The organism is Rhodococcus sp. P3_B8, assembly GCF_056402775.1.
Genome location: NZ_JBFUGT010000329.1, coordinates 1 through 7020, shown reverse-complemented (window position 1 = coordinate 7020; position 7020 = coordinate 1). Strand labels below are relative to the sequence as shown.

The following is a 7020-nucleotide window of genomic DNA, read 5'->3' as shown; positions in this document are numbered from 1 at the left end:
CTGCAGCAGTGTGCGCAGCGGCGTACTGCTCCGCGGTGACCGGCTCCAGCCACGTGGTGGCAGCTGCCCGTTGCCGTGGGCGTGCCAGTTGGTGCGAGCGCCCGGGGTGAACCGGACCAGCCCGCAGACCAGCTCCGAGGCACCGTCGCCGTCGAACACTGGATTCAGGTCCTCGGCGATTGTGCGGTCGTAGATGCGCTCGGGCATTGCACGCCTGCTGTCTAGCAACGCTCYGATCTCGTGTTGCTGCTCCAACCATCAACGCTAAGGGAGCGCGGGAGGTTGGGACGTACTTCCAGTAGACGGACACCATCCTCCGTTACGGCTCGCGTCGTGACGGGGGCGGTTCCGAGCGGTCAATAGATCAGTGAATCCAGGTAGGTCAGGATGGTGGTGATCGCGATGGCGAGCCCGATCGCGATGGTTCCTGCTCGATCGTGGTTGTCGTGACTTCTGTTCCCGATCATCGGTGTCCTTCCGTCGGTGCCCTCCTATGCGGTTTCGCATGCTCGCGGCGCTGTGCGGCCTTGTCGCCGCGAGAGCGCGGAGTTGTGTTACGCCCTCTTGGTTGTCGTGGTGTCCGGGCATCGCTCGTCGAGGTTGACAGTTGAACCGGGTATGCCGGCGTGCATAGTCGGTGCACGCTGGCATACCCGTGGGTCCTCTTGTGGGGTAAGAACACTCAAACCGGGTTGCCGGTCGCTGCCCGCATGCCGTTAGGTGAGGTTCTGGGTGTAGAACTCGGTCAGCTTGTCGAACGGGATCAGTTCAGTGCGGTCGTAGAGGTCGACGTGCCCGGCGCCGGGCACGATCACCAGTTCCTTGCGGTCACCGGCGAGGCGGTAGGCCTCTTCGCTGAACTCGCGGGAGTGGGCGTTTTCGCCGGTGACGAACAGCATCGGGCGCGGCGAGATGGTCTCGATGTCGTTGAAGGGGTAGAAATTCATGAACTTCGCGTTGCTCGACAGCGTCGGGTGCGTAGTCAGGTCCGGGGTGGTGCCTTCGGGGGTGAATGCGCCGCGCTGGGTGCGGTAGAAGTCGTAGAACTCGCGTTCGATGGGAGTCGAGTCCGCGGCCAGTTCGCGGACGGTTCCGCTGGTGTATTCGACAGGGCCGCCGGTGAATTCGACATCACGCTGCGTAGCGGCTTGGGCGAGGATCGCCTGGCGCTGCTCGGGGGTGACGGAGTGGCCCAGCCCGTTGCGGTTGGCGCCGCCCATGTCGTACATGCTGACGGTGGCGACGGCCTTGATGCGGGGGTCGATCTTGGCGGCGGAGATGACGAAGCTGCCGCTGCCGCAGATGCCGAGCGCGCCGATGCGTTCGGGATCGACGGTGTCCTGGGTGCGCAGGAAGTCCACGCCGGCGGAGAAGTTTTCGGTGTAGAGGTCGGGGGCGACGGCGTTGCGGGGTTCACCCGCGCTGCCGCCCCAGAACGCCAGGTCCAGCGAGAGCGTCACGAAACCTTGCTCGGCCATTTTGGTGGCGTAGAGGTTGGCGCTCTGCTCCTTGACCGCGCCCATGGGGTGGCCGACGACCATGGCGGCTGCGAGGGTGCCGGCGGCGAGGTTCTTGAGGACGAACAGGTTGCCGGAGACGTCCATCTGGTACTGGTTCGTGAACGTCACCGGCTGCATGGTGACCTGGTCACTGGTGTAGAAGTTGTCGGCACCGTTAGACAGATCCCCGGAGGCCGGGTTCGCGACCGGCGAGGCAGGAGCCGCCGAGGAGGTGTTCGAGTCGGTGGCGGAGCAGGCTGAGGCGGCCAGGACGGCGAGCGTGGCAACCCCGGCGCCGGCGATCCTGCTCCAGCGGCTATGGCCTCGCCGCGCGGTGGTTCTGGTGTTGGTCATTGCGGCACTCCTGGTGTGTGTGAGTGAGTTGGGGGCGGGAGGTCAGAGGGTGAGCAGGGTTTTGATGGCGCGGCGCTCGTGCATCGCCTGGTAGCCCTCGGCCGCCTGGTCCAGCGGGAGGGCGAGGTCGAAGACCTTGCCGGGATCGATCTCGCGGCGCCAGATCAGGTCGATCAGCTCCGGCAGGAAGCGGCGGACCGGTGCGGGGCCGCCCATCAAGTGCACTTCGGCGAAGAACAGTTGGTTGGCGGGCAGGGTGACACCGTCGTGGGAGACGCCGACGTAGCCGACGTGCCCGCCGGGCCGGGTCGAGCGGATGGCCTGCAGCATCGACTCCTCGGTGCCGACGGCTTCGATGACGCTGTGTGCGCCGAGCCCGCCGGTGAGTTCCTTGATCGCGGCGACACCCTCGTCGCCGCGGGATTCCACGATGTCGGTGGCACCGAACTGGCTGGCCAACCCTTGGCGGTCGGCGTGCCGGGACATGGCGATGATCCGTTCGGCGCCGAGCTGTTGGGCGGCGAGCACACCCATCAGGCCGACGGCACCGTCACCGACCACGGCCACGGTCTTACCGGGTCCGGCCTCGGCGGCGACGGCGGCGAACCAGCCCGTCCCAAGGACATCCGAGGCCGCCAGCAGCGAGGGAACCAGGTCCATCTCCGGCTGACCGGGCGTCGCCACCAGCGTTCCGTCGGCGTACGGGATGCGGGCCTTCTCTGCCTGGGTGCCGATGTCTCCGGCGACGAAGGAGCCGTGCAGGCAACGGGATTGGTAGCCGGCGCGGCAGATCTCGCAGGTGTTGTCGGAGACGGCGAACGACCCGACGACGAAATCACCGACCGACACGGTCTGCACGGCGGCACCGATTTCCTCCACGACGCCGACGTACTCGTGTCCCATCAGGGTGTGATCGACCGGTTCCACACCCCGGTACGGCCACAGGTCGGATCCGCAGATGCAGGTCGCGGTGATCCGGATGATCGCGTCGGTCGGCTCGATGATCTTCGGGTCTTCCCGCTCGACGACGCGAACATCGCCGGGGGCATACATCACTACTCCACGCATGGTGGTCCTCTTCGGTCGTTGGGGTGATCAGGCGGCGGTGATGGTGAGGGTGCCGTTGCCGTCGGCGTCGGTGATGGCGTCGAGTCCGGTGTCGATCTCGCCGATCATCACGATCCCGGGATCGGGAATCGTGAAACCGTCGTCGCGGTAGTAGATGGCCAGGTCATTGGTGGGTGGCCAGTAGCCGAGTTGCCCGGTCCGGTAGCTGCTCTGGCCCGCACCGTCGGCGAGCTCGCGAGGCAGCGGTCCGGCCTTCTCGCGGCCGCCGAGGTCGTGCAGGGTGATCGTCACCGGTATCAGGGATGCGAAGTCTCGTGCCGTGGCGTTGTCGTAGAGTCGTGCGGTCGCCTCCGAGGCGCCGATCCTCAACCGAATCTGCGTGAACGGTCCTTCCTGACCAGGTTGCGACGTCGCAGGTTGCGCGGTCGGTGACGCCGACGGCGCACTGTTTTCTGCCGAGTCCGTTGTGCTCGCGCAGGCGGTGAGCCCGGCGACGGCGGTGACGGCTGTCGCGAGGACGACCAGCCCGGTGATCATGGGGCGCATGGTTTTTCTCCTGTAGCGGTGTTCAGCCGCGCTCTAGCTCACGGACGTGGGGACCCGCAGCGTCTCCTCGTGGGTGGGTCGGGGCGGCGGGTTGCCGGCGGCAGGACGCGCCCGGGTGGTCGCCAGCAGTGCGATCGGTATCAGCGCGGTGGCCGTGATCGCGGCGCCGAGGACCGCCGGCCCGACCACACCCAGTGACGTCGACAAGGTGGTCGCGGCTAACGCCGTTCCGGCGGCGGTGCCGAGGTTGAAGGCCGCGGTCGCCAGCGACGACGCCAGCCGGGAGCCATGTCCGGCGAATCGCATGGTCTGGGCGATCAGCACCGGGTTCGCCCCGAGCCCGGAGGCACCCAGGACGATGATCAGACCCACCACGATCGCCCCGTGGCCTGCGGTCGCTGCCAGGACGAGCAGCAGAACCGAGGTCAGTGCTACCGCCGCGGCGATGGTCGCCAGCGGCCACCGGTCGCCGATCCGACCGGCCAGCGCGGTCCCCACCAGGGCGCCGACACCGAAACCGACAAGTACCAGCGGCACCAGCGCGGCGGAGATGCCGGCGCGGTCGGTCAGCAGCGGGCTGATGAAGCTGTAGGCGCCGAGGAACCCGGCCTGCGCCAGCATGATCGCACCCAGCACCGCCCACACCCGCCACGGCCGCACTGCCGAGATCTCCGAATCCGCCGACACACTCACCGTGTCCCCGGTCGCGGTGCCCGGAGCGAACCGATGAACAGCGACGATCGCCGGAACCGCCAGCACCGCCAGCATCCAGAACGGGCCCCGCCACCCGGTGAACTGACCGGCGAAGGTGCCCAACGGGACACCGGCGACCACGGCCAGGCTCAACCCACCCGAGAGCACCGCCAATGCCCGCGCGCTCGCCCCCGGTCCGGCGACCGCGGCCGCCACCACCGCACCGGTCGCCCAGAACGTGCCCGTCGCCAGCGCGGTGAGGACGCGGGAGGCGGTGACGACGGTGAACGAGTCGCTGACCGCCGCCACCACGTGCCCGGCGGAGAACACCGCCAGCGCCCCAATCAAGGTCGCCCGGGCGGGCAACCGCAGCGTGGCAAGCGCCATCACCGGCGGGCCGATGATCATGCCGACCGCAAACGCCGTGACCAGCAACCCGGCCCGGGCGATATCCACACCCAGATCCGCGGCGACGTCGGGCAACAGTCCGGCGACCATGAACTCGGTCGTGCCCATCAGGAAGATCCCGGCCGCCAGCACATACACCAGCACAGGCAGGCCAGTGCTGGTGCTCGGTTGAACAGGCGTTTGCGTGGTCATGTCACCTCGTCGATATCGAAGGATTCGGTCGCAGAGCACCTCCGTGCTCGCAGCATCCATGCAACGCCGCTAACCGCTCGCGTGGGAGGCGAAGATTAGGGGGGTGCTGCCAGCACCCCCCCTCACAGCACCTGGCAACCGCCGACGCGAAGGTCGTAGCCTCGGTTGTATGGAGTCCACCAACCGAGTCGCCGAGATCGGCCAATTCCTTTCGTCACGGCGGGCCAAGATCACCCCCGAGCACGTCGGTCTGCCGGTCTACGACGCCGCCAAGCGCCGTGTCCCCGGGCTGCGCCGCCAAGAGGTCGCCACCCTGGCCGGGCTCTCGGTCGACTACTACACCCAGATCGAACGCGGCAAGGTCAACGGCATCTCCGAATCCGTGCTCGACGCCATCGCGCGTGCCCTCGAACTCGACGACGCCGAACGCTCCCATCTGTTCGACCTGCACCGCAGCGCCCTCAGCAGCCCGCAACGAGTMCGCTCACGCCGCACCAAGGCGGTGCGGCCGATGGTGCAGCGACTCCTCGACGGCTACACCGGGCCCGCATTCGTACGCAACGCCCGCCACGACCTCGTCGCCGCGAACCAGCTCGCCTACGCCTTCTATTCGCCCCTCTACCCGGACCAACTGCACCCCGATCCCAGCAAGGCGGTCAACTTCGTCCGCTTCTGCTTCCTCGACCCCCGTGCCCGCGAGTTCTATCCCGATTGGGACCAGATGGCCGACGGCGCGGTCAATCTGTTGCGCACCGACGCCGGCCGCGACCCGTACGACCGCGGCATCTCCGACCTCGTCGGTGAATTATCCACCCGCAGCGATGAATTCCGGGTCCGCTGGGCCAAACACAATGTGCGCCTGCACTACACCGGCACCAAAACCTTCCACCACCCCGTCGTCGGCGACATCACCATCGACTACGAAACAATGCCGCTGCCCGCCGACCCTGGCCTGGTCCTGACCCTCTACAGCGTCGAACCCGGCAGCCCGTCGGCCGACGCCATGACCCTGCTCGCCAACTGGGCCGCCACCAACCTCACCCCCACCGCATCAGCCGACCACCCGGCCCACACCACCGGCGAATAACGCTTCGGCGACTCCATCCTGTCGAAAACGACCATTGCAATCATCGGCCCCGGACCCGGGCTCGGCGCGGCGACGGCCCGATGCTTCGGGCGGGAGGGATTCACGGTAACGGTTCCAGCGCCGCAACACCGAACGGCGACGTCGCGGGCACCTCGACCGCACTCGCCGATGAAACCGACTACGGCGCAATGCTCCACGAGGCCCTCACACCCCAGAACACTCACGTCAAACAGCTCATCACCCCCGGCGCGATCGGTGGTGGCGACCCGCTCTACGCCCCCGACGCCCTGGCCGATCGGCTCTGGAACATCCATGCCCGACCCGGCCCGTTCCGCACCACCGTCGGCGCAGAGTCGGCGTAACCAGTGGGTGCAAGGGGACACGGCCGGACCCCATCCACCTCATCAACACGTTGCGCTGGCTCCGGCAAAGGTGTCGATTACGGCGCAGGTACCTCGGCCAACGATGCCGTCGTGACACCGTTGCGTCAGCTTTCTCCAAGCCCGCGCCCACGATGCCGCCCACGCCGCCGGCAAAACCTCGAAACCTGGATTCACGACCGCATCATGGACACCCTCAACCAATCCGACTAGCAGCTTCGGTAGAGGCGAAGAACCGCGCCACCGAGGTAGCCATCGGCAGGAACCCTATCGCCACCTGCGGTGACAAGCTCGCAGGCCAATACTCGACGCGCCCCTCACGAAGATCCGTCGATCTACTTCCCGTGGCCGCTCTCCGTGAAGCGAGACGACCCATGGCACGGTTGAGGTCTGCGACGCCGGGTATCCACCGGTCATGACCACCGAGCATCCGCCGCGCCAGTGTTCCCCACGGGCGGAGGATTACCCCACCGTTCGGATAGTCGCGGCCCGCGAAGCCCAGCTGATGCGGACGCTGGGGCGGGCGGTGAACATCCTCTCGGCCGCTGACGTGCCGTTCGCGGTCGGCGGGGACTGCGCCGTCCACGCTCGCGGCGGACCGCCAGCCGAGCACCAGGTGACCATCATCGCCTCGGACGAACACCTGACCGAGGCACGGACCGCGTTGGCTGCGGGTGGGATGCGGTCCATCGTTTCCTCCCGACTCGGGTCACGACGGCTCGTCGGCAGTGACCTCCGGGTCACCCTGCTGCATCCGGCCTCTACCACCGGGACCGGGGAGGGACTCCTCGAG

6 protein-coding genes and 2 pseudogenes are annotated in these 7020 nt (G+C 67.6%); 3 read left to right on the top strand and 5 right to left on the bottom strand.

Annotated features, from left to right (window positions below):
* The 5 genes and pseudogenes from AC1D1G_RS39150 to AC1D1G_RS39130 form a co-directional block, all read right to left on the bottom strand.
* A pseudogene (locus AC1D1G_RS39150) lies at nt 1–207 on the bottom strand (hypothetical protein); the annotation flags it as partial.
* 509 nt (nt 208–716) lie between these two features.
* Entirely contained in the window at nt 717–1853 is a 1137-nt protein-coding gene (locus AC1D1G_RS39145) for an alpha/beta hydrolase (RefSeq protein WP_477956281.1), read from the bottom strand.
* A gap of 42 nt (nt 1854–1895) precedes the next feature.
* On the bottom strand, nt 1896–2921 hold the full coding sequence (locus AC1D1G_RS39140; protein WP_477956280.1) for a zinc-dependent alcohol dehydrogenase family protein: 1026 nt from the start codon (nt 2919–2921) through the stop codon (nt 1896–1898).
* A 27-nt stretch (nt 2922–2948) separates the two neighbouring features.
* Entirely contained in the window at nt 2949–3467 is a 519-nt protein-coding gene (locus AC1D1G_RS39135) for a cyclophilin-like fold protein (RefSeq protein WP_283351934.1), read from the bottom strand.
* Between the two features lie 33 nt (nt 3468–3500).
* Complete coding sequence (locus AC1D1G_RS39130) at nt 3501–4760, bottom strand: MFS transporter (RefSeq protein ID WP_477956279.1); 1260 nt, start codon at nt 4758–4760, stop codon at nt 3501–3503.
* Nucleotides 4761–4929: 169 nt separating this feature from the next.
* On the opposite strand from AC1D1G_RS39130, the gene AC1D1G_RS39125 reads away from it, so the two are divergent.
* From AC1D1G_RS39125 to AC1D1G_RS39115, 3 genes and pseudogenes are all read left to right on the top strand, one after another.
* Nucleotides 4930–5847 (top strand): helix-turn-helix transcriptional regulator, encoded by a 918-nt coding sequence (locus AC1D1G_RS39125; RefSeq protein WP_283335285.1) that lies wholly within the window; start codon nt 4930–4932, stop codon nt 5845–5847.
* Between the two features lie 80 nt (nt 5848–5927).
* Nucleotides 5928–6209 (top strand): hypothetical protein, encoded by a 282-nt coding sequence (locus AC1D1G_RS39120; RefSeq protein ID WP_317568864.1) that lies wholly within the window; start codon nt 5928–5930, stop codon nt 6207–6209.
* 433 nt (nt 6210–6642) lie between these two features.
* Nucleotides 6643–7020: pseudogene (locus tag AC1D1G_RS39115) on the top strand (hypothetical protein); the annotation flags it as partial.